At 72.4% G+C, this 21875-nt stretch carries 22 protein-coding genes; 7 read left to right on the top strand and 15 right to left on the bottom strand.

The annotated features are described in order from the left end of the window. Nucleotides 1-86 precede the first annotated feature (86 nt). Entirely contained in the window at nucleotides 87-1802 is a 1716-nt protein-coding gene (locus tag IE329_RS01465; protein WP_229927076.1) for a sensor histidine kinase, read from the bottom strand. 697 nt (nucleotides 1803-2499) lie between these two features. On the opposite strand from IE329_RS01465, the gene IE329_RS01460 reads away from it, so the two are divergent. The 3 genes from IE329_RS01460 to IE329_RS01450 all read left to right on the top strand — a co-directional run bounded on the left by IE329_RS01460 (nucleotide 2500) and on the right by IE329_RS01450 (nucleotide 6116). After that, entirely contained in the window at nucleotides 2500-4008 is a 1509-nt protein-coding gene (locus IE329_RS01460; protein ID WP_229927075.1) for an RICIN domain-containing protein, read from the top strand. 320 nt (nucleotides 4009-4328) lie between these two features. Further along, a complete protein-coding gene (locus IE329_RS01455) occupies nucleotides 4329-4745 on the top strand; it encodes a DUF3052 domain-containing protein (protein WP_190208878.1) in 417 nt (138 codons plus the stop codon). Between the two features lie 1080 nt (nucleotides 4746-5825). Beyond that, nucleotides 5826-6116 carry a hypothetical protein gene (locus IE329_RS01450; protein WP_190208877.1) on the top strand — a complete coding sequence of 97 codons (291 nt, stop codon included), beginning with the start codon at nucleotides 5826-5828 and terminating at the stop codon, nucleotides 6114-6116. Nucleotides 6117-6274: 158 nt separating this feature from the next. Here the strand turns inward: IE329_RS01450 and IE329_RS01445 are convergent, their stop codons facing one another. After that, a complete protein-coding gene (locus tag IE329_RS01445) occupies nucleotides 6275-8446 on the bottom strand; it encodes a M4 family metallopeptidase (RefSeq protein ID WP_190208876.1) in 2172 nt (723 codons plus the stop codon). Between the two features lie 203 nt (nucleotides 8447-8649). Between IE329_RS01445 and IE329_RS41375 the strand changes: the two genes are divergently transcribed. Continuing rightward, on the top strand, nucleotides 8650-11376 hold the full coding sequence (locus IE329_RS41375) for an AAA family ATPase (RefSeq protein WP_268257244.1): 2727 nt from the start codon (nucleotides 8650-8652) through the stop codon (nucleotides 11374-11376). On the opposite strand, the gene IE329_RS01435 is transcribed toward IE329_RS41375, so the two are convergent. Continuing rightward, nucleotides 11357-11869 (bottom strand): hypothetical protein, encoded by a 513-nt coding sequence (locus IE329_RS01435; RefSeq protein WP_190208874.1) that lies wholly within the window; start codon nucleotides 11867-11869, stop codon nucleotides 11357-11359. The two genes, IE329_RS41375 and IE329_RS01435, sit on opposite strands and share 20 nt — an antisense overlap. A gap of 1 nt (nucleotide 11870) precedes the next feature. Then, nucleotides 11871-12107, bottom strand: a complete 237-nt coding sequence (locus IE329_RS01430) for a hypothetical protein (protein ID WP_190208873.1) — start codon at nucleotides 12105-12107, stop codon at nucleotides 11871-11873. Between the two features lie 565 nt (nucleotides 12108-12672). On the opposite strand from IE329_RS01430, the gene IE329_RS01425 reads away from it, so the two are divergent. Continuing rightward, entirely contained in the window at nucleotides 12673-13095 is a 423-nt protein-coding gene (locus tag IE329_RS01425; protein WP_190208872.1) for a DUF7144 family membrane protein, read from the top strand. Nucleotides 13096-13160: 65 nt separating this feature from the next. Here the strand turns inward: IE329_RS01425 and IE329_RS01420 are convergent, their stop codons facing one another. The 7 genes from IE329_RS01420 to IE329_RS01390 all read right to left on the bottom strand — a co-directional run bounded on the left by IE329_RS01420 (nucleotide 13161) and on the right by IE329_RS01390 (nucleotide 16978). After that, nucleotides 13161-13388: a hypothetical protein gene (locus tag IE329_RS01420; protein WP_190208871.1), complete on the bottom strand. Its 228-nt coding sequence runs from the start codon at nucleotides 13386-13388 to the stop codon at nucleotides 13161-13163. A gap of 52 nt (nucleotides 13389-13440) precedes the next feature. Further along, nucleotides 13441-14229, bottom strand: a complete 789-nt coding sequence (locus IE329_RS01415) for a histone protein (protein ID WP_190208870.1) — start codon at nucleotides 14227-14229, stop codon at nucleotides 13441-13443. 232 nt (nucleotides 14230-14461) lie between these two features. Further along, on the bottom strand, nucleotides 14462-15061 hold the full coding sequence (locus IE329_RS01410; RefSeq protein WP_190208869.1) for an alkaline shock response membrane anchor protein AmaP: 600 nt from the start codon (nucleotides 15059-15061) through the stop codon (nucleotides 14462-14464). Nucleotides 15062-15109: 48 nt separating this feature from the next. Continuing rightward, nucleotides 15110-15775, bottom strand: coding sequence for a DUF6286 domain-containing protein (locus tag IE329_RS01405; RefSeq protein ID WP_190208868.1), 666 nt, complete (start codon nucleotides 15773-15775; stop codon nucleotides 15110-15112). A gap of 100 nt (nucleotides 15776-15875) precedes the next feature. Further along, nucleotides 15876-16235, bottom strand: coding sequence for an Asp23/Gls24 family envelope stress response protein (locus IE329_RS01400; protein WP_190208867.1), 360 nt, complete (start codon nucleotides 16233-16235; stop codon nucleotides 15876-15878). Then, nucleotides 16232-16420 (bottom strand): hypothetical protein, encoded by a 189-nt coding sequence (locus IE329_RS01395; RefSeq protein ID WP_190208866.1) that lies wholly within the window; start codon nucleotides 16418-16420, stop codon nucleotides 16232-16234. The genes IE329_RS01400 and IE329_RS01395 overlap by 4 nt, the downstream gene beginning before the upstream one ends. A gap of 87 nt (nucleotides 16421-16507) precedes the next feature. Next, nucleotides 16508-16978: an Asp23/Gls24 family envelope stress response protein gene (locus IE329_RS01390; RefSeq protein ID WP_190208865.1), complete on the bottom strand. Its 471-nt coding sequence runs from the start codon at nucleotides 16976-16978 to the stop codon at nucleotides 16508-16510. 157 nt (nucleotides 16979-17135) lie between these two features. Between IE329_RS01390 and IE329_RS01385 the strand changes: the two genes are divergently transcribed. Further along, entirely contained in the window at nucleotides 17136-17813 is a 678-nt protein-coding gene (locus tag IE329_RS01385) for an RNA polymerase sigma factor (RefSeq protein ID WP_190208864.1), read from the top strand. Here the strand turns inward: IE329_RS01385 and IE329_RS01380 are convergent. Further along, complete coding sequence (locus IE329_RS01380; protein ID WP_190208863.1) at nucleotides 17810-18364, bottom strand: SRPBCC family protein; 555 nt, start codon at nucleotides 18362-18364, stop codon at nucleotides 17810-17812. The genes IE329_RS01385 and IE329_RS01380 overlap by 4 nt on opposite strands. A gap of 197 nt (nucleotides 18365-18561) precedes the next feature. Continuing rightward, complete coding sequence (locus IE329_RS01375; RefSeq protein WP_190208862.1) at nucleotides 18562-18966, bottom strand: thiol-disulfide oxidoreductase DCC family protein; 405 nt, start codon at nucleotides 18964-18966, stop codon at nucleotides 18562-18564. 649 nt (nucleotides 18967-19615) lie between these two features. Here IE329_RS01375 and IE329_RS01370 point away from each other — a divergent pair. After that, nucleotides 19616-19885, top strand: coding sequence for a hypothetical protein (locus IE329_RS01370; RefSeq protein WP_190208861.1), 270 nt, complete (start codon nucleotides 19616-19618; stop codon nucleotides 19883-19885). 448 nt (nucleotides 19886-20333) lie between these two features. On the opposite strand, the gene IE329_RS01365 is transcribed toward IE329_RS01370, so the two are convergent. Both IE329_RS01365 and IE329_RS01360 read right to left on the bottom strand, forming a co-directional pair. Continuing rightward, a complete protein-coding gene (locus tag IE329_RS01365; protein ID WP_190208860.1) occupies nucleotides 20334-20690 on the bottom strand; it encodes an STAS domain-containing protein in 357 nt (118 codons plus the stop codon). 190 nt (nucleotides 20691-20880) lie between these two features. After that, complete coding sequence (locus IE329_RS01360) at nucleotides 20881-21153, bottom strand: MerR family DNA-binding transcriptional regulator (RefSeq protein WP_373311035.1); 273 nt, start codon at nucleotides 21151-21153, stop codon at nucleotides 20881-20883. Nucleotides 21154-21875: the final 722 nt, after the last annotated feature.

Genomic DNA, 21875 nt, shown 5'->3' with positions numbered 1-21875 from the left:
ACGCCGGGGCGGCACCCGGCGCCTCCTCGGGGAGGGCGGTGTCGGGGTCGCCGAGGGACGGGGCGACAGCCTGGACAGCAGCGGCCTCAGGCGCCCAGCGGGACCGACCACACCACCCGGGCCCCGCCGCCCGGCGAGCTCACCAGCTCCAGCGCTCCGCCCAGGTCCTCGGCCCGCTCGGCGAGGTTGCGCAGGCCGCTGCGCCTGCCCTGCGCGGGAATCCCCACGCCGTCGTCCTGCACCGTCAGCACGACCTGCGTCCCCGTCGCCTGCAGCGCGACCTCGACCCGCCCGGCCCCGGCATGCCGGGCCGTGTTGCTCAACGCCTCGCCCAGGACGGCCACCACGTGGTCCGCCACCGCCGTGGGGACGTCGGTGTCCAGCAGGCCCTCCATGCTCAGCCGTGGCGCGAAGCCCAGGGCCGCCTGCGCCGCCTCGACCGTCTTGACCACCCGGGCCCGCAGACCGTTGCCGGACGCCTCGTCCCGCGCCCGCAGCCCGAAGATGGTCGTACGGATGATCTTGATGGTCTCGTCCAGGTCACCCACCGCCCGCAGCACCCGGTCCGACGCCCCGGGATGCTCGATGAACCGCGCGGCACTCTGCAGCGTCATCCCGGTGGCGAAGAGCCGCTGGATCGCCAGGTCGTGCAGGTCCCGGGCGATCCGGTCCCGGTCCTCCAGCATCGCCAGCTGTTCGGCGTCGCGGCGCCGTGAGGCCAGTTCCAGGCCCAGCGCGGCCTGGTCCGCGAATCCGAGCAGCGGCCCGATCTCCCGGTCCGTGAACACGGCCTCCCCCGGCCCGCGGGCCAGCAGCAGCACGGCGTCGATGTGCCCGGTGCTGCGCCCCAGTGGCACCGCCACCGCCGGACCCAGCAGCTCCCGCCTCCGCGGATCACCTGTCAGGCGCGGATCGGTGGCCAGGTCCGTCGTGGTCACAGGCGTGCCCTGGGTGTACGCCGCCCCTGAGAGCGTGCCCTCCCGCGACACCACCAGGCCCGCCCTGGCGGCGGCGTTCGCGCCGAGCGCCAGCTCAAGGCGCAGCAACTCACCGCCTTCCGGCACGACCACGTCCGCCAGCTCCGCACCGGTGATCTCGCGTGCCCGCTGCGCGATCAGCTCCACCACCTGGGCACGCGAACTCCCCGACAGCAGGGTGCGGGTGATCTCCCCGCTCGCGCTCAGCCAGCGCTGCTGACGCTGCGCCTCCTCGTACAACCGCGCATTGTCGATCGCCACCCCGGCCGCCACGGCCAGGGTCGCGATCACCGACTCGTCATCGGCGTCGAACTCCTCGCCGCCGCGCTTGTCGGTCAGGTACAGGTTGCCGAACACCTCCTCCCGCACCCGGACGGGCACCCCGAGGAAGGTCCGCATCGGCGGATGGTTGGCCGGGAACCCGTAGGAGGCCTGATGCTGCGACAGAGCCTTCAGCCGGAGCGCCTTCGGGTGGCTGATCAGCTCTCCCAGCAGACCCTTGCCCGTCGGGTGGGGACCGATCAGGGCGATCTCCTCCTCCGACAGCCCGACCGTCAGGAACTGCGACAGCGACTCGCCGTCCGGGCCGATCACCCCGAGCGCCGCGTAGCGGGCGTCCACCAGGACGGCGGCGGCCTCCACGATCCGCCGCAACGCCTGGGTCAGGTCCAGCTCACGCCCGACGGACAGCACCGCCTCCAAGAGACTGTGCACCCGGTCCCTGGTCCCGCGGGCCGCGTCGATCCGCGCCTGCAGTTCCTCCAGCAGCTCGTCGAGCCGCAGCTGCGGGATCCGCGAGCGCGCCACATCGTCGTCCCCGCCCACGGCGGCCTCCTCCGGTCCTGATGCCCTGGACCGATTCTCGCAGAGCGCCATGCGACCCCGCCGGGGCTCTCCCCCATCCGTTCGGATCGGACCGTGGCGGGTGGGCACCGTCGATTCGCATCGATGTCGGTCAGGTGTGGGGGCGCCGGGGATGCGCTGTCGCCGAAGGCGCACCAAAGGTCCTGACCGTCCGGCACCGCGGGTGCTGCGCGTGCGCGGGTTCAGGTTCGCCGGCGTAGCGGGCCTCGCCACCTACGCGTCGCGACAGACGCACCGGGCCCGCCCGGCCCCGTGGGCAACGACTCGGGTCAGGGCGCGCCGTGGCGCGCCCACGACTCGCTGGCCGATCGCCGCGCGGGGCGCGACGGCAATCGGCCACACGCCACGAACGGGTGAAATGCGTCGTGCCCGCCGACCCGGGCCGGGCACCTCCCGCAACCACTCCATCGGCGAGAGCCCGCCGCAGCGCCTGGGGCGGTCACCTTGACGAGACCGACGGTGGAAGAGTGGCGGTACATCAAAACTCTGCTGGCCCAGAGCTTTTCGGCATGGCCGTCCGTCGGCCCGGAGTTTCGCTGCGTCCATGACGGCCCTGTCCGATCGCACGGCTTCGGGCCGCACCGACAGGGCTTCCAAGCATCCCCATGAGAGGAACCCTGTGGCCATCGGAATGCGACTGCCACGCGGCTTCGCCGCCGTGAGCACCGCCTTGCTCGTCGCCGCCGCCGTTCCGCTGACGGCGTCCAGCGCCGCGGCTGCGTCCCCCGTCTGCCTGAGCGGCAAGCTCCAGTACGACTACCGGTCGGCCGAGTCCGGCCGGGGCAAGCCCACGCTGACCAAGCCGGTCCGCAACGCGAACATCCAGCTGTGGGGCAAGGAGAAATCCACCGACGCCCCCCGCCGGCTCACCGCCGACTACCAGTACACCGCCGTCGCCGACGGCGGCTTCAACCTCTGCTACACCCCCACCACCGCTGCGATGAACAGCATGTGGGTGCGGTTCAGCACCGAGAGCACCAAGCTGTGGAAGGTCAGCGACGGCAGCGGCACGGTGTACACGTTCGACTCGCCCATCAGAACGGATCTTGCGGCCAGCACCGACCTGGGCACCTTGAAGGCGTCCAACGCCCGGGCCTGGCACGCGTTCGACACCGTCAACCTCCTGTGGTGGGCTCGCAACAACCCCGTCAGCGACTGCTGGTCCACCCATGAGGCGAACAGCAACGCCTGCACCGAACTCAACATGCGGTGGACCGCCGACTCGGCGGACGGGCCGTCCTACGACCTGGCCAACACCGTCCACCTCGCCGCCGCCGACCCCGACTCCGAGCACACCGTGCTTCACGAGGCCGGCCACTTCTTCCAGCACCGCCTCTACAACGGGCAGTTCCCGGCGGTCACCGGCTGCAACCCGCACTTCATCGACCAGGCGAGCTCCGGCAGCTGCTCCTGGACCGAGGGCTTCGCCGACTCAGTGGCCGCGTACCTCCTGAAGGACTACCGCTACGTGTGGCCCGACGGCAGCAGCCAGAGCTTCACGTACGCCACCGGATGGCACACCGGGGACCAGGTCCAGGGCAACGTGGACGGCGCGTTGCTGGACCTGTGGAACAACGTCGACGGAGGCTGGGACAGGACCGTCAGCGTGATGACCGCGCGCAGGCCCGCCACCTTCGCCGACTGGTTCAAGACCGGTCGGCCCACCGCCGACCCCGCGCTCTCCACCACCGGAAGCGCGCTCACCTCCCTGGCTGCCCACGCCATCAACTACGGCCCCACGATCGTGGGTGACGGCCGGACCCACGTCCTCACCAACGGCGGCGCTCTGGCCCTGGAACGCGCCGACCAGTGCGGCGCCTCCGGCAGCTCCCCTGCCGTCCTTGCCGCCTACGACTCCACGCGTGCCAAGCAGCGGTGGACGCTGCGGGCGGATCCGAACGGCACCGTGAAGCTCATCGACGGCTGCCCGGACGCCCTGGTGCTGACCGCGCCCACCACCGCCGGCGGCCAGGCCGTCCTGCGGGCCGTCAACTCCTCCAACCCATGGCAGGACTGGAAGGTCACCCAGAACAGCAGCGGCACCCTGACGATCACCAACCCGGCGACCGGATACTCCCTCGACAGCGCCCCCGTCACCCCCGGCGCAGCGGTCACCGGCAACCAGGCCGGCAATGCGAGCACCCAGAACTGGGCTGCCCTCAACTGACCGCCCGGACGTGCCGGCGTGCCCGGTCCGAGGGACGGGCGGGAAGGTCACCGTCCGGTCCGACCTCACGTCAGTGGATCCACGCGACAGCGCCGATACAGCCCTGATCAGCACGGACAGATCCGGCCCCCAGCAAGATCGCTGGGGGCCGGGTCACGTCCGCACGCCGATGAGGCTACTCGGAGCGACATGATGTCGGTCGGTGTGCTGGTGTTCGGATTCGTGCTGCTACGGGCGAGTCGGCGGGAGCAGGCGGCAAGCCGCGTCGACCATGGGCTTGGCGGTCGAACGGTCGCCCGTGACCAGCGAGGGAGTGTCAGATGACAAGCACGGTGGGCGTGGCGGACAGGCTCGGCATCGAGCCGGACGCGGTGGTCCTGGAGCTGGGGCTGGACGAGGACTGCGACGAGGCGCTGCGGGCCGCGGTGGAGGAGCGCGCCGGCTCGGAGCTCCTCGGCGAGGATGCCGACGAGGTCGTCGACGTGGTCCTGCTGTGGTGGCGTGAGGACGACGGGGACCTGGTGGACGCGCTCGTCGGGGCCCTGGGCCCGCTGGCGGAGAGCGGGGTGATCTGGGTGCTCACCCCCAAGACCGGTCGTGACGGGTACGTCGAGCCCTCCGACATCGCCGAAGCCGTCCCCCTCGCCGGCCTCGCACAGACCGCCTCCATCAGCGTCAGCGACGACTGGGCCGGTGTCCGTCTCGTCTCCCCCAAGACAGCCAAGACCAAGCGCTGACCCCCGCTGACCAATCACAGGCACAGCCAGGCCGGGGCGCGGCAGGCGGGTAGGTGCGTCCCGGCCAGCCCGGGGCGGGCGGGTGGTGGGGTGCGGGGTGCGGCCGTGGCCGGAACCCGGAACCGGCCTATCGGCGGCAGGGGGCAGGGCAGGGCAGGGCAGGGAGAGGGGACAGGTCGGCCTCATGGCCAGGTCCCGGGTGCGCCTGCAACCCGGGACCTGCAAGGAGGGCTCCATGGGATTGGTGGCCGTCACCCACCCGCCTACCCGGGCCGCGCCCCTTCAACCGGGGGCGCCGGGCGTGACTACGCTCCGTCGTGGGCGTCGGCACCTGGCACCGGGCGGCCCGGGCCGGCTTCAACCCTCGCCGACGGGCGCTGGGCCGCACCGGCCGGGACCGCACCGGCACCTTCTGGGAGCACCGGCCCCCACCGCGCCGGCATCCTTCTGGAGCACCCGGCCCCAGCCGGTCCGCAGGCGCAGCGGGCAGCGGGCAGCGCCGGGCCGGTTCGGCGAGGTCCTCACATCCACGACAACCTCGTCGGCACCCGCGAGGCCCGACCGGGCGGGGGCACGGCAACCCCTGGCGAGGCCCGCCTGGCATCCGTCCCGCCTGGTGCAGGACCGACGCGCTGCGCCGCTGCCTACCTCCGGGCCAGAACTCGCGCGGACCGAGCGCCGTCCGGCGCACCGGGACGGGAAGACCAGCCGTTGCAGCCCAGGTCACGGGGCCGGGCCCGGCCTGCGGCTTCCTGCCGGTTGCGCCGTGGAGGTGGTGCGGGGCCGCCTGTCACGACCGGACGGACTGAACATGACCTCGGTCCCCGGGCAGCGGCCCCGCCAGGAACCGTATGTCCGTGATCTCGGGGGGCAAACGTGCGCGCTGGGTGGCAGTCTCACCGGCATCCGCCGGGGCAAACCCGGCACTGCATCGTGAAGACCGCCTCCACCCGTCCGGCCCACGGGGGCCGGTGGCCGAAGGGCCACGCGCTGCGATGAACGCCCCCCGCTGTCCCCGGCGACCGCCCAAGTGCCGCCCCTCGGTGCCCCAGGCGAGCGGCGCCGGCAGCTCGGACTGCGGTGCGGCTCTGCCGCGCGAAGGTCCACGAGCTGATCGCCGCCAAGCAGGCCGGCCAGGAAATCACCGCCCCCGAGGCCGCGCCCGCACCGGGCAACGTGCTCGACCTGATGGACATCCTCGGCCGCAGCCTGGAGAACGCCGAGACCGCCGGCAGCACGAGCGAGGCCCACGAAGCCTCGGCCGGCGCGAAGAGCGGCAGGACGGCGACCGGCACCAAGGCCGGCACCGCGGCCGGCCGCAGCAAGGAGGACCTGTCAAGGCTGACCAAGGCCGAGCTGTACCCGTGCTGACCGCGGTGGCTTCTGCGGTCGGCCCTGCCCCGGTGGGCCGACCGCAGGTCTGCCGCCTTCGTCGCTGCACCGTGCGAGGAACGCGGCAGTTCCCGCCGCCGGGCCCGTCCCACAACGGTCCCGGCGGCGGGAGTACTGGGGGTGGAGCGGTTTGTGGGTCAGCCGATGGCGACGTCGTCGAGCAGGAAGACGGTCGACAGGTAGGCGTCCTCGGTTCCCGCGAACTCCAGCTTCACCTTCTGGCCCTTGTAGGCGGACAGGTCGACCGTCTTCTGGACGTATCCGGAGGAGGCGTTGGCGTTGGAGTAGGTGGCCAGTGTGGTGCCGTTGACCTTGACCTTGAGGGTGTCGTAGGCGGTGGTGCCGGACTCCTGGGTGCTGACCTGCAGCCAGAGGGTGAGCTTGGGGTTGCCGGTGGAGGGCACCGCGATGTTCGACTGGGACAGGGACTCGACGGCGGAGGTGCCGTAGCCCATCATCCAGGCGTACCAGGAGCCGCCGTGCGCGGCCTGCAGTGTGGAGTTGGTGATGTCGTCGTCGCTCTGGGTCCAGCCGGTGGTGCCCTGCTCGAAGGTGCCGTTGGTCAGTGCGTTGCCGGTCGAGGTGGGGGTGGAGGTCGGGCTCGGGGTGGGGGTGGGGGTGGAGGTAGGGCTCGGGGTCGGGCTGCTGGTACCCGGGTCGGGCAGGGCAGTGCCGACGCTGACGGCGGCCCAGGCCTTGGAGACGAGGTACCGCTCCTGGGAGTTCGTGCCGTACAGGTCGGCGGCGGCCTGGAGGGTGGCGGTGCGGGCGCCGGAGTAGTTGGTGGTGGAGGTCATGTAGGTGGTCAGCGCCCGGTACCAGACAGCGGCGGCCTTGTCCTTGCCGATGCCGCTGAAGGTGTCACTGTTGCAGGTGGTGCCGTTGTGGGAGAGTCCGCCGATGGTCTTCGCGCCGGTGCCCTCGGCCGCCAGGTAGAAGAAGTGGTTGCCGATGCCGGAGGAGTAGTGGACGTCCACCGACCCGGCGCTGGAGGTCCAACAGCCCAGGCTGTTGCCGTCGACGGAGGGGTTGTCCATCCGGCGCATGTAGCCGCCGGACATGTTGAGCTTCTCGCCGATGTAGTAGTCGCCGGGGTCGCCGGCGTTGTTGGCGTAGAACTCGACCATGGTGCCGAAGATGTCGGAGTTGGCCTCGTTGAGACCGCCTGACTCGCCGGAGTAGTTGAGGTTGGCGGTGGCGGCGGTGACCCCGTGGCTCATCTCGTGGCCGGCCACGTCGAGTGCGGTGACGGGGGTGTTGCTGTTCTGCGAGGAGCCGTCACCGAAGAACATGCAGAAGCAGTCGTCGTCGTAGAAGGCGTTCAGCAGGCCGGTGTCGACGTGCACGTAAGCGGGGGCGCCCTTGCCGTCGTTGCGGATGCCGGAGCGGTTGAAGGCGTCCTTGTAGAAGTCCCAGGTCTTCGCCAGGCCGTAGGAGGCGTCCACGGCGGCACTCTCGCGACTCGAGGTGGAGCCGCTGCCCCAGGTGTTGGTGGTCTTGGAGAAGGCACGGGCGTTCTGCTTCGGGGTCGACTGCGAGCTGTTGTAGGAGTCGTAGACGATGGTGGATCCGTGCGCGGCGTCGGTGAGGGTGTAGCTGCTTCCGGACTGGGTGGTCTCGATCGAGACCTGGCCGACGGTGACGCCGTTGCCGGTGCCCGTGACGCTCTGGTGCAACTCGTACTGGTCGAGCGGCACGCCGCTGCCCGCGTCCACGATCACCGCTTCCCGCGAGGCGGGGCCGCCCTCGCCCGCGCCGGTGACGGTCGAACGATAGGCGAGCACGGGGACCTTGCCGACCGCGTACACCACCAGGGTGCTGCCGTCCCGGCTGTCGGTCCTGGCGTTCTTGACGTGCTTGGCGTGCTTGACGGCTGCGGCCGAGGCGTCGGCCGCGGTCAGCTTCGGCGTGGTGCCGGCCACCTTGAGCGGGCCTTGGTGCGCCTGGTCCGAGCCGGTGATCCTGCCGTCCTTGCCGTAGTGGACGACCAGGTCGCCACCGATGACGGGCAAGGCGTGGTAGGTGCGGTCGTAGCGCACGTGCCGGGCGCCGTCGGTATCGACCAGGACGTCCTTGGCCGTCAGGCGCTCCTCGGGGCCGAAGCCGAGGGACTCGGCGACGGCGTCGGCCTCGCGGTCGGCGGTGCGTATCGCCTCGGCGCGCGTGCCGGCGGTCATCGCCCTGAACCCGGCGCCGGGTCGGCTGGAGGGACCGCCGGCCGCAGCGGTGGACTGGGTGGCCACGACGGTCAGGGTGCCCAGGGCGAGGGCGGCCGTGAGGGCGGCCGCGAGGGCGTTGTTGCGAGGCATGACGTTCCTTCCGCCGAGCCGGGTTGGGGGAGAAGACCGCGGGACGCCGTCTGGGGGGTGGGGGGCGTTCGGCAGCAGGTGGCTCGGCTGTGGCCATGAGGCTAGGGAAGGCAGGGGACGGCCGAAATCAGGGAAAACCCTTGTCCTGGCGCAGGGTGGCCCCGAGGGCGCACGATGGCCCGATGCGAGACTCCGCAACATGGTTGAGCGACATTCAGGGAGCAGCCGGCGCCGTGGCGGCGGTGGTGCCGGACGACGTGCCCGGCACCCGCCGCGTGGTGCTGTTCGGTCCGCCCGGAATCGGCAAGACCACCACGGCCGGGGTGCTGGCGCGGCGGCCGGGCCTGCCCGTGCTGCGGCTGGCCCCGGGCCCGCAGGACGCCCGCATCTCCTGGACCGGCCTGCTCGAACTCGCGCTGGCCCTCCAACCGCTGCCCGCCGCAGGGGAACTCGCAGCGGCCCTCGACGCCGCCGGCCAGCCCGGCTCCCCGGACGGCTCCGGTCCCGCACTGCGACTGCGCCGACTGACCACAGCCCTCCTGCGGGAGGCCCCGCCCCTGACGCTGGTGGTGGACAACGCCCAGTGGCTGGACGCGGCCAGCGCGGCCGTCCTGCGCTGGGCCCTGCGCCTGGCCCCGGACCTGCCCGTCATCGTGGCCGAGCGCACCTGGCGGCCCGGGGCCGAAGGCCACTGGAGCGGCGAGGACGCGCACGTGGTGCGCGTACCGTCGCTGGTGCACCATCAGATTGCGGCGCTGCTCGCGCTGTACCGGCCGACCGCACGTGAGGTCACCCGGATCCACGCGCGCAGCGGCGGGAATCCGGCCCTGGCCCTGGCCCTGGCCCTGGCACTCGCCGACGACCGCGGTCGCACCGCCGACGTGCCGACCGCTCAGGGTCCCGAGGACGACCCGGTCCTTCCCCCGGCGGCCCGCCGGCTGGTGGGCGAGTGGCTGAGCACCGTGTCGGGGGAAGTCCAGGAACTGCTGACCTTCGCCGCACTCGACGACCGGCCCGACCGCAAGCTCCTCGGCCACCTCGCCGGCCCGGCCGCCGAGCACCTCCTGACCGAGGCCGAGGCCGCCGGACTCATCGACATGGACCAGCCCGACGGGACGGTCCGGTTCACCGCCTCCGCCATCGGCGCCGAACTCACCGCCCGCCTGCCGGACACCGCCCGCAGGCTCCTGCACGCACGCCTGGCCGAAGCCAGCCACGACAGCCTGCGCCGTGACCGGCACAACGCGCTGGCCTCCGACGCCGACGACCCGTGCATCGCCCAGCACGCCGCCCGCGCCGCCGTGAGCGCCCGGCGGCGCGGGGAACACGCCCTCGCCGCCGAACTCTCCCTCTTCGCCGCCCAGCGCACCCCGCCCCAGGACACCGCCCTGCTCACCGAAAGGGCGCTGACCGCGGCCCGCGACGCCGCACACTACGGAGACCTGGCCCGCGGCCGCACCGCTGCCCGCCTCGTCCTGCAGCACGACAGCAGCCCCGCCCGACGCGTCGACACCCTCATCGCCCTCATCGACGCGAGCGGACAGCACCTGGACAACGCGGACCACCTGTTCGCCGACGCCCTACACACGGCGGCCGGACACCCGGACCTGACCGCGCAGATCCTCATCCGCCGGTCCCTCTGGGCCAACGTCAACGAAGGCGACCCCCACCGGGCATGCGACCTCGCCGAACAGGCCGCCACCCTCTCCGAGACCGCGGGCGACACTGCCACCACCGCCATGGCGCTGACCCTGCAGGCCCGCTTCCAGCGCATCCTCGGCCACCCCGGAACCGGGGCCACGCTCGCCCGGGCCCTGTTCCTGCCACGCAATCCGCACACCCCCGTCAACGGCACACCCCAGCACCTCGCCGCCCGCCACACCCTCTTCGACGACCGCCCCGACCAGGCCCGCGCCCTGCTGCTGCCTCTGCTCGTCGAAGCCGAACGGACGGCGGACGCCGAAGCCACCGTGGACATCCTGCGCAGCCTTGCCGAAGCCGAGCTGCGCGCCGGACGCTGCACCAGGGCCCTCGACCACGCCCACCGCGCCCAGATCCTGACCGACCGCACCTCCCTGTCACCGGCCCCGGCCTGCTACACCTCCGCCCTCATCGAAGGCGCCGCCCGGAACACCGACACCGCCCTCGCCCACGCACGCCGCGGCATCGACACCGCCCGGCACGAGGACAACAAGGTCTTCCTCTCCCGCAACCTCTTCGCCCTCGGACACCTCCTCATGGCCACCGGCCACCCCAAAGAAGCCCTCGACGCCCTGGAAGAAGTGCGCGCCCTCGAGGAGCGGCAGCAGGTCCGCGACCCGTCCCTCCTGCGCTGGCACCCCGAGCTCGCCGAAACCCTCACCGCCCACGGCCGCCTCGACGAGGCCCAGGACCTGCTGGACGACACCCGCCGCACCGCCACCGGCCTCGGCAGAACCTCCGTCCTGCCCGGACTCGACCGCGCCCAGGCCCTCCTGGAAGCCGCCCGCGGCGACTACGACACCGCCGCCCACCGCCTCGGCGAAGCGGCTGACCACCTCCACCACCTCCCCCTCGACCGCGGCCGGACCCTGCTGGCGCTCAGCCACACCGAACGCCGCGCCCGACGCCGTGCCAGCGCCCGCACCGCCGCCCAGAGCGCCGCCGACCTCTTCACCACCCACCAAGCACACCCCTGGGCCGAAGCCGCCGCGCGCACCCTGCGCCGACTGGACACCCTCCCCTCGGACAACAGCACCCGCCCCCACCTCACCGGCGCCGAACAACGCTGCGCCGAACTCGCCGCCGGCGGCGCGAGCAACCGCGACATCGCCGCCGCCCTCACCGTCAGCGTCAAGACGGTCGAAGCGACCCTCACCCGCGTCTACCGGAAACTCGGACTGCACTCACGCGTCCAACTCCCACACACCGTCACCCCCGCACGTGAATGACCGGCCGACACGTTCCCCTACGAACTGGTGCGACCGGCACGACGAACGGCTCCCGCTCGCGATCTACCGGCAGGCCGGCGGCGAGCTGATGGTGGGGGCCGCCTTGGCGTTCGGGCGTCATGGGCAGGGAGGCCTTGGCAGAGACCGTGAGTACCTGGTCGTCGCCAGCCAGCCGCAGGCTGGGGCCCTGTTGCACCGTCACGACCACGGGGCCGGCAGGGATGTCCAGGTGTTGCACAAGTCGGTCTGGTGGTGCGGGCCGGCTCATCCAGGCGGCCCGCTGCTGCGCGGCGGGGTCCGGGTCAAGGACGAAGTGCAGGCGTGGGCCGGCCAGGCTGGGCATCACGCCGGGGTCGTGGCGCTCCAGGTGGTACCCGCACAGGGCCGCCGCCCAGATCTGCTGCCCCAGCTCGGGCCCCCGGCAGGAGTTCCTGACCACGACCTCGGCGCTCCTGCCGTCCAGGCGACGAGCCGGCGCGGAGCGGTCCATCACCTCAGCCACCGTCCTTGGCGGCCCGGGCGGCCTTGGAACCGTCCTTCCAGGCGTCGCTGACGACATCAGCCTGGCGCGAGTAGGCGAAGAGCTTCGCACCGACCTGGCCGGCCTTGCCCAAGGTCCCGACGACCGGGGCGGCACCGGCCATGTCGAAGGCGACAGAGGTCGTGGGGACGTAGGCGCCGGCGGCCGCCGTGGGCACGCCGAGGGCGCCGCCGGACAGGGCTGTGGACAAGCGCCGAAAATGCCCGCGGCGGCGCCCAGTGCCGTCGCAAGCGGTGGGATCTCCGCTGTCGCCACCGCGGACCCCAGGAATCCCACCCCGGGGTCCCGCGCCCAGGATCGCCGGTCCAGCGGGCCGGTCCGCCCTACCCGCTCGACGGGTCAAGGCCGGGCGAGCCGTTCTGCCTGTTGCGGTGGACTCCTCCGGCCGGCGTGGACGGCCTTGGAACGCGGTTGTGTCCACAGCGGCGAGTCGGTGCTGAGGGGGCGGGCATCGCACTTTCCTGCTCGGTCCGGTGCGGCTGTGCGCAGGCCCACTGGAGGAGCGGGTACGGCTGAAGCGTTCGAGCTTGCCGTTGGGCAACGAGCCGGCCTGACAGGACCCACCATGGCCCCGGGCCTCAGCAGCGGCCGGGGCCCATCCCGCAAACCTCCGCCGCAGGTGCCGTCGGGCGGGCCCGAGGGGAACCGGGGCAGTCCGGAGGTGCTGCCCGGCTTCCGCCGTGGCAGCCTGGACGTGGAGTCTCCGACCAGGTCGCCCGATTCGGCGGCGAGGTTGTTCTCGAAGGAGCCCGAACATGGCCAGCAACATCAGCGGAACGCCGACGGGTGGCCAGACTTCCCGAAGGCCGTTCGCAACCGGCTGGACCGTCTTCGCCGCCGTTCTGATGATCTTCGGCGGCGCCATGGCGATTTTCGAGGGGATCGCCGCCATCGCCAAGGACGACCTGGTCGTCGTCACCCGCAACTACGCCTACAAGATGAACACCACCGGCTGGGGCTGGATCCACCTCATCCTGGGCATACTCATCGTTCTGACCGGTGCGGCCCTGTTCAGTGGTGCCGTCTGGGCACGTGTCGTCGGTGTGGCCGTCGTCGGGCTGGGGATGATCGCCAACTTCCTGTGGCTGCCCTACTACCCCTTCTGGGCCATCGTGCTGATCGCCATCGACATCTTCGTGATCTGGGCGCTCTGCGCCGGAACGACCAGAACGGACTGAAAGGATTGACCCGCCGCCGCCGGCCCGCCACGCGCGAGGCCGGCGGCGCGGCGCTGACCGAGAGATCACCTCGTGCCACCCGGCGAGTCCCCGGAGGGCAACCCCCGGACCGCGCCGCCTCGACCGACGGCACGGCCCGGCACGCCCAGGCGCTCAGCCCGCCGAACGGCGACGGTGTCGGCACCGCAGTACCGGGCCACGCTCGCCACCGTGCACAGGATGATCAGCGTGATCGCGATAGCCGGGTGCCGGCTGCCCGCGAGCCGCACGTCGGCGATGACCAGGAACAGCACCGCGCCGGAAACCCGATGTCTCGAACGGCTCACGGTCGGTCGTGGCCATGACCTACCTGCTGCGGGCACGGGTCGGGGACGCGTCGCCGGCGGTCTTCTTCGCGGCACTCTTCTCCGCCGGAGCCTTCGCCGGCTTCCGCTTGGCCGGGGCCCTCTTCGCGGGGGTGGCCGCCTTCGGTGACGGCGTCGGCGTCTTCTTGGCCGCTGCCTTCGCCGGTGCCGCGCGACCTGCGGACCGTTTCGCCGGAGAGGTGCTCTTCACCGGGTTTTTCCTAGTCGGGGCCCTCTTCGCGGGGGCGGCCGCCTTCTTCGCGGACTTGCCTTCGGGCGAGGGCCCGGGCACTGCCTCGGGAGCCGACCGCGAGGCATGCCCGGCACGGCGCGCGGCATGCCTTCGCGCCGGTTCCTCCGGCTCCTCCTCATCCGGTGCCTTCTCCCACCGTTCCTCGTCTTCGGGCTCCTCCTCGTCCTCTTCGGACTCCTTCTCGCCCTCCGGCTTCTCCTCCTCGAACTCCTCCTCGTCCTTCGGCTTGCCGATGTTCAGAGTGCGCTCGCGCAGGGAGTCCGCAAGCTCGCCGACTCGTCGGTCGGCCGCAGCGGCCAAAGCCTTCTTGCCCGTCTCCAGGAGCTCCCCCTTGACCTGCTCGCTGAGCTCCGCGACCTGGGGCACCTCACCCAGCTTTCGGAGCCCCTCTGTGGCGAACTGCCGCGGATCGAGCCCAAACCGCCGCCCGGCGATGTACGTCGCGGCGGCGAAGGCGAGCCGCCCCTTCTTCAGGCGTCCAAGTACATATCCGCCGACGGCCGCAGCCGCCAGAGCAACCTTGGTGGTGGTGTTCATGACGTCATCCCTTCGCCCCCGTACCTCTTCCGGCTCAGGCACCTCGCCAAGGGGCACCCCCGGGACAGGGGCCCACGCCCGCGAGTGCGGACACGCAGACACCACTCCCGGCCCCCGATACCAAGGCTCCCGGCGAGCATCCGGCGAACGCGAGCCTCCGCCCCCTGGCCCCCTCCACCTCGGCGTAACACGTCATGATGCCCCGTCACCGCCCGCACCCGCCCGGAGCGGGTCACTCGGCGCGGTGTGGACGGTGCGGGGAGACGCGCAGCATGGCCCGGGTGGGGAGGTGCTCCCATCCGGTGCTCTGTCGGGCGCGGTGCAGGGTACTTTCCAGGGCGTGGAGTACGTCGCGGGGGCGGGCGTCCGCTTCGAGGGTGAGGTCGACGGTGGCGTGGGGGTGGTCGGCCTGCCCGGTCAGGTTGGCGTGCGCTGTGTGGACGCCGGGGAGTCGGGCTGTGTCGGCGGCGAGGGCGTCGGCAAGGGCACTGTCGTGCAGTTCGACGCCGTCGCAGGGCGGGTTGCCGACCGGGAGGCGTCCGGGGTGGCGGTTGCGCAGCTGTGCCAGGAGCCACCACAGGGCCAGGGCCATGAGGATGGCCAGGGCAGCGATGACGGTGGGCCACCACCAGCCCTCGTCCGTCCAGCGGGTGCGGTCCTGGGCCGGGACGATGGTGTCGTGCGGGCTGGTCAGGGGCCAGTCGGCGGGTGGCTCGAGGTTCCAGCGCCGGTAGAGGTCCAGGGCGCCGGTGAGCACGAGCAGGCCGCCGCCGAGCAGGACGAGACCGGCCACGGCCAGCAGAGTCCGGTTGAGGACGGAGTGAGAGTTCATCAGGTCGTCTCCTGTGGCACTGGGGTCTGTGTCGCCGCGGGAGCGCGGTCACGGGCCGTGTCGGCGGGCCCGGACCGTGAGCCGTGGCACCTGGGCCAGGGCGAGGGCGTCAAGCTGCGCTGTCAGCGCTCCGGTCACCTCGGTGCGCACCGTGTCCAGGTCGCGGAAGGTGACCTGGGCGCGGGCGTTGATCCGGCGCCGGCGCACCCTGATGTCGGCGTGGGAGACCCCCGGCACTCGCAGGGCGGCGTCGCGCAGCAGTCGCGCGGCGCCGTCGCGGTCGAGTACGGCCCGCGGGCCGTCGGGGTCGGCGGTGGCGGCCATGGGCAGGAGGTGCCGGCGTCCGGGGGTGAGTGCCAGGACGAGCAGGAACAGGCCGAGGGCGGCTGCCACAGCCGCACCGGTGATCACCCAGGGGTCGTCGATCGGTCGGGTTGCGAGTTCGTCGGCGAGGGTTTTACGCCAGGCGGCGGCGGTGTGGCCGGTGCGCACCCGGGCGACGTCGAAGAGCGTGAACGCGCTGGCCGCGAGGACGAGGAGGGCTGCTGCCGCGGCGGGAAGCCTTCGTTCGGACCACCAGCGCGGGGCTGCGTGGTCGGGGCCGGCGATGGTCCTGCCGGGCGGTGAGGTGGGGGGCGGTGCGTCGTCGGGCGGGCGGCCTGGCGCGGGTGGTTCGGGGTCCGGGTCGGAGACGGCCGGGGGCTGGTGTGTCATGCCGGCTCTCCCTGGGATCTGGTGGCGGGCGGCGGGGGTGGCTCGTCCCGGCGGCGGTCCGCCGGGAGCAGCTCCTTGACGGGGCTGCGCCGGGTGCGGGTCAGACGACGCGGCCGACACGGCCGTCGCTGCCCTCGGGAAGGAGTCGGCGGATCGCGAGGGCGACCTCGGTGACCTCAAGTCCGGTCAGGCGGCCCACGCGCTGGGCCACTTGGCGCTGAAGCTCGCGGGCGGCCGCGGCAAGGTCGGTCGGGTAGGGCAGCTCGACGGCCAGCCTGATGCGGGCCGAGCTGCCATGGACGTGCGCCGAGGCGTCGGGGGCCGGCGGTGCGGCGCGCGCCGGGCGGTTCGGCCGCGCGGAGAGGGCCTCCCGGCCGGCCCGGGCGGCGATCCTGGCCACCACGCGGTCCGGGATGACGGTGGCACCGCGCTCGCGCGGCGTGACGGGCTGCGGGGTCATCGGTGCCGGTCCTCGGACCGGGTCCGGCGCCAGTCCCTGACATCGACGTCGCCTTCCAGGAGGCGCCCGACGACGAGGCCGACCACCCCGAGGACGAGGACCAGGAGGAAGGCCCAGAACCCGCCGAAGTATCCGGCGAATCCCAGCGCCATTCCCGCGAGCAGACCGAGTGCGGCTGTGCTCATCTCACATGCTCCTTCTTCGGTGCCACCCGGGTCGCCCGCATCACGCCGCAGCGTCCCGGCGGCGGTGTCGGCTCGGGCGGCCGACGGTCAGGTGACGCGGCTCTCCGTGTCGTCCTCGTCCTCGGGGAGGTGGACGTCGTCGACGGCGATGTTCACCTCCACGACCTCCAGGCCGGTCAGGCGCTCCACCGCCGAGATGACGCTGACGCGCACGTCGCCCGCCATGTCGGTGATGGGGACGCCGTACTCGACGACGACGACGAGGTCGACGGCGGCCTGGCGCTCGCCCACCTCCACCTTCACCCCGCCCCTGACGCTGGCCCGTCCCCCGCCCGGAACGCGCTCACGTACCGCGCCCAGAGTGCGGGACATCCCGGCTCCCAGGGCGTGGACACCGGGGACGTCCCGCGCGGCGGTGCCCGCGATCTTCTCCACGACGCCGTCCGCGACGGTCGTCCTCCCCCGCTCCTCGGGCGCCCGGTCCGCGCCGACGCGACCTTGCAGGCCGTCTGCCGGGCGCGCCTCGCCCTGCGGGAAACTGCTGGACGTGTCGGTCATGGCAGGCCTCCTCGACCTCGCCCGGTGCGGACCCGTCGCGGGACCGCCGATTACTTGGACGCCGCCCGCCCGAAATCCTCACACTCTTCGCATATCTGCCCGAATTGCGGACAGACGGGACAAGGAGGGCACAGAGAATCGGCGACCGGACCGCAGGATGAGCACAGCACCGACCCGGACCACCTCCGGGTTCCGCGAGGGGCCTCCCCCGACCCACGTCCGACACGGCCGCCCGGCCGCACCCGGGCGCTTCCCGTCACCGCCCACCACAGCCCGCCCGGCCGGCACCGGCCCCGTCAGCGACCAGCTCCTCGCGGTCCGCGCGGCGGAAGGGGACGACGGCGCCTTCGCCGTCCTGGTAGGCCGCCACAACGCCGCCCTCCTCACCCTCGCCCGGCAGCTGACCGGCAACCGGCAGGACGCCGAGGACATGGTCCAGGAGTCCCTGCTCAGCGCTTGGAGGCGACTGCCGGACTTCCGCGGCGATGCCGCGTTCCGCACCTGGCTCCACCGCATCGTCACCAACCGCTGCCTGAGCCTCCTGCGCAGCCGTCCCGTTCCCCCCGTCGCCCTGGACATCCGGCCCGAACCCGCAGCCCTCCCCGCGCTCGGAACGCCGGAGCAGGTCGCCGAGACCCGTGCCGCAACACGCGCACTCGTCCACGCGCTGGCCGGCCTCGACCCCGGCCGGCGGGCGTGCTGGATCCTGCGCGAACTGCACGGCATGCACTACGACGAGATCGCACGAACCCTCGGCATCAGCGAACAGACCGTACGCGGCAGGCTGTTCCGCACCCGCCGCTCCCTGGCCGGGGCGATGGAACCATGGCGCTAGAGCACCGCCCGCCCCGCGCAGCCGACCGGACACCGACCGGGCGCGGTACTGAACGGTGCACCGGCCCGACCCCGGGCACTCCCGATGACCCCCCACGAAGTCACGGGGCAACACCTCCTGCGTGTGGCCGCCGAGGCCCTCCGCGCCCAGGGAGCCGCCGGCCAGAACACGGCCCTGACAGAGTGGGTCAGCCGGAGGTCCCGCCTGCCGGCGGCCTTCTCGGCCATGCCCTCCGGCTGGAAGTCCATCTCCATCAGCACCCGGGTGTGCGTGGCGTCGATCGGCTCGAACCGCACCATACCGGTCTGCCTCACGTCACCGCTGGTGGTACGCCAGGCGACATGGTCGTCCGGGACCTGGTCGACGATCTCGGTGTCGAACTCCCGGGACACCCCGGCTATATTCGTCTTCCAGTGGTTGTGCCGGTCGTCGATCTGGGTGATCTCCTCGACGCCGTCCATGAACATCGGGAATTCCTCGAACTGCGTCCACTGGACGTACGCGGCGGTGACCGGCACGTCCACGTCGATCGATTCCTGCACCTTGCTCATCGTTCCACTCACCTTCGAGTCGCTGCACGGTGGTCGGGCACACGCCTGCCCCGGCCACCGACCCTTAGGTCGGGCTATACGGATTCCCCCCGGGGACCGAGCCCTGCAACCCGGCAGCCCACCCCCGGACACGAACAGTGACCGCACCCGCGGAGGCCGCAACGCCACGTCAGCCGTCGTCAAGCAGCTTTCGGGGATCAGGGTGCTCCGCCGGTGCGCGTCGGGTGCCAGCGCCTGATGACCGGCAGGGTCAGAGTGCGTACGAGCAGTCCGACCGGCGGCAGTGCCAGCAGACCGCCCGCGTACGACCACACGCCGCCCGCGCGCATCAACAGGCGGGCCACGGCCTGCACGCCGCCATGCACTTCGCCTGGTGGAGTGAGCCAGAGCGGACCGTGCTGGACACGCGACGCCGTCACCACACCCCATCCACCCGCACGGTCGTCCAGCGACGTCAGATCGGCGAACTGGTACGCAACGGCCTCCCACCCGCCGGACGACCGGGCCGCCCCCGGATGGCGCTTCGCCCACGCCACCCAGGCTGTGCACAACGCACAGTCACCGTCGAAGATCAGCAGAGGCTCCCGGACAACTTCGGCCATACCTGGATTCTCCTCCCTCCCCACCTGCCGAACACGACGAATCGCGGGCCTTGTCGGCCGCCGTGCAGATCGTGAACGCGAGCCTCACGGTCGAGACCGTCTGCCTCCCCAGTCCCCCTTGGAGGAATGCACACACGCCAACCGTTGGCACGGAGCCAGCAGCGGTTGGCCAGTGTGGCCCGGAACTTCGACAGCACACCTCCGCCTGCCGTGACGTGTCGGGCGCCGAGCCGGCCGGTGAGGTCGGAGACCTTGTCGCCGGCCTTCGCGACCAGGTGCTCCATCCGGGCGCCGCGCTCCAGCGCGTCGAGGCCGGCGATCTCACCGACGACCAGGAGGCGAATTCTGCGAGCGGTAACGGCCTGACCATGCCGAACCTCAACCTCGATCCGGGACGGCTGGGACCACTTCACCGCCCCGACACCACGCTCCACCAGCGCCTCCGGGACCGGCACGAAGACCAACGTCGGACTGCAGGCCCGGCCCGTCGCTGCGACCGGAAACCGTCGGCCGACCCCGCGAGGCCGGTCGGCCGAAGGCGTCGATGGCGGCCGGTCGGCGGGAACTGCGCCGCAGGCACCCCGCGCTTCGCCCGATCCCCCGTGCCCCCGGTGGCGGGGTCCGGGGGCGGCGGGGGACCATCGGGTGCATGGTCGACACCGAGACCGCCTCGCCGCTGAGCCACGACGCGCACTACCTGGTGACGACGGCAGGCCTGTACGGGTGGCACATCGAGCGGCAGCCGAACGGCCCGGTCAGGCTCACCCGCCCCGGCTGGATCCTCGCCCTCACCTTCCACCCCCACGGTGCGTTCCGGCACGGCCGGGCGCTCGGACCCGCGGTGGAGGACGAGGACGTGAGCCTCGGGGAGGTCCTGGAGATCCTGGAGCAGTGCGGCCGTCCGGCCCTGCCCCGGTAACCACCCACCTCACGCCCGCTCCTTCCCGGCCTTCCTGGGCTCCGGGTGGCCGGCTCAGGGCTGGTCGCCGGTGCAGCCGAGGATCCAGGCCTGAGCCTGCACCGCCCCCAAGGCGAAATCCCGCTCCCCCAGGCCCGCGCCCGCCCGGCACTCGGCCGCTCGTCGCGTGGCCGGCCTCGCGTTGTTCCGGCTTGCCGACGGTCGTCCAGGCCCGCCGGTCGCCCGGCCTGTTCCGGGAGGGACTGTCCCAAGGCTCCCGTCTCTTGCCACCTTGCCTTCCCGGCCGCCGGCCGCCGCCTTCCCCGCTGCCGCCGGGCCCGGCACCGGCGGGTGACCGTTCCGGGCCCGACCGGATCGGAAGCAGTCCTGGCCCCCTTGCGTACCCGGCAAACCCCATCACCCTGGCGCCCGCTCGGCCCGCAGCCGCGCGGGTACGTCCCCGGGGGAGTTACATCAGGTCGGCGGATCGCCCGGAAGGCAGTGGGGCGGGAAGGTCGTGCCGGACGGTCAGCACCTGGTCCAGGCCCGCCAGGTGAAGCCGGGTCAGCAGCCCGTCGGACGGACGGACCAACAGCACAGCCCCGCCCAGGTCACCGGCCGCACGATGGGCGCGCAGCAGGGCGTTGAGTCCCGAGGAATCGCAGAATCGCAGTTCGGCGCAGTCGACGAAGAGGCGTGGGCGGCCTGCCGCCAGGCAGCGACGCAGGGTTCGCTCCAGTACGGGGACGCTGTCCTGGTCGAGGTCGCCACGCAGACGCACCCAGGTGGAGGAGCTGTCCAGGTGCTCGACGTCGGCGTGAAGCACGTCGTGGTCCCTTCGGTCAGGTCGGGCCGACCCGGTGCGGTCGAGGCAGCCGGGTCGCCCCACGCGTTCGCGGCAGGTGGGTCGCTGCGCCGGGGCGGGGGGCGTACACGTGCCCGCGGCGGGAGGTCCGGGGTCCGCGTGAGCGTCTGCCGCTCACCGCGGACCGGTTCAGGAAGCGAGGCTGATGCGTCTAGCTGTCGGCGGTCGGCTCGGGGTCGCCGGCGTCGCGGCGCGGTTGTTCGTTGAGGCGCAGGGCCTCTTGGCAGCGGGAGGAGCGGCGGTGACCGCCCTCCGAACGGGGCGGGGTGATGAGGCCCTGTTCGCCGAGGGCGCGCAGGAAGCCGGCGGTGGTGCCGGTCATCTCGGCGGCGCGGCCCATGGTGCAGACGGGGTAGTCGTCGTCGAGGGAGTCGGGGCCGGAGTCGCGGGTGGGGTTGTGGGGTCGGATGGTTGCCGTCGTCACTGCACCTCTTCCGGACGGGGTCGGGGACGCGTGGAGGGGCCCCGGTGCCGTGGCGGCTCCGGGGCCCCGAAGGGATACATCACCATCTACCGGCCTCGGGCCGGGCTTCTTAGGTCCGCACTGCCCCGGGGGAGGGGGCGTGCGGGGATCGCGTATGCGTGACCGGAAACCACCGTCCTTCGTCATTGGGGGGTCTGCGGTGTCCGCCCGGACGAACAATCCTCACGGGCCGGGCGATCCTGATGGCGCTCTGTCCCTCCGTTCATCCTCTGCGGGAATTGACCTGCGTACTGCTCGGTACCGCTGGTTCTTCTCAACACGGGTACTGCTACTACTGGGTACCGCTGAACTGCCACCTGCCTGGTACCGCTGTGGCGACCTCGAAGGGTCACCGTGTCCGGCAGCCAGCCCCGTCGCCCGTCCTGCACTTTCCCTGGCTTGGAACCCCACTGCCCGGACCTCCCGGCACGCGCGCCCGCAGCCTGAGCGCCTTCACCGGGATACCTCGTACTGCGACTGCCGGAAATGCCAACCCGGCTTCCACCTGCCGGGTACTGCTTCTGCGGTACCGCTGGGTGGTGGCCCCTGACACCTGCGGGCCACCCGGCCCGGCCGCCGGTCCCGTCGCCGAACTGCACCAACCCTGGCTTCGGAACCCCACAACCGTGCCGACCTGCGAACTTCCGTCCTGCTGCCCGCCAGTTCATGTCTGGCGGGTACCG

Origin of the sequence: Kitasatospora indigofera (assembly GCF_014655955.1) — a bacterium.
Classification (GTDB): Bacteria; Actinomycetota; Actinomycetes; order Streptomycetales; family Streptomycetaceae; genus Kitasatospora; species Kitasatospora indigofera.
Note: the sequence above shows the minus strand (reverse complement) of the source record. Positions and strands in the feature narration are given on the sequence as shown.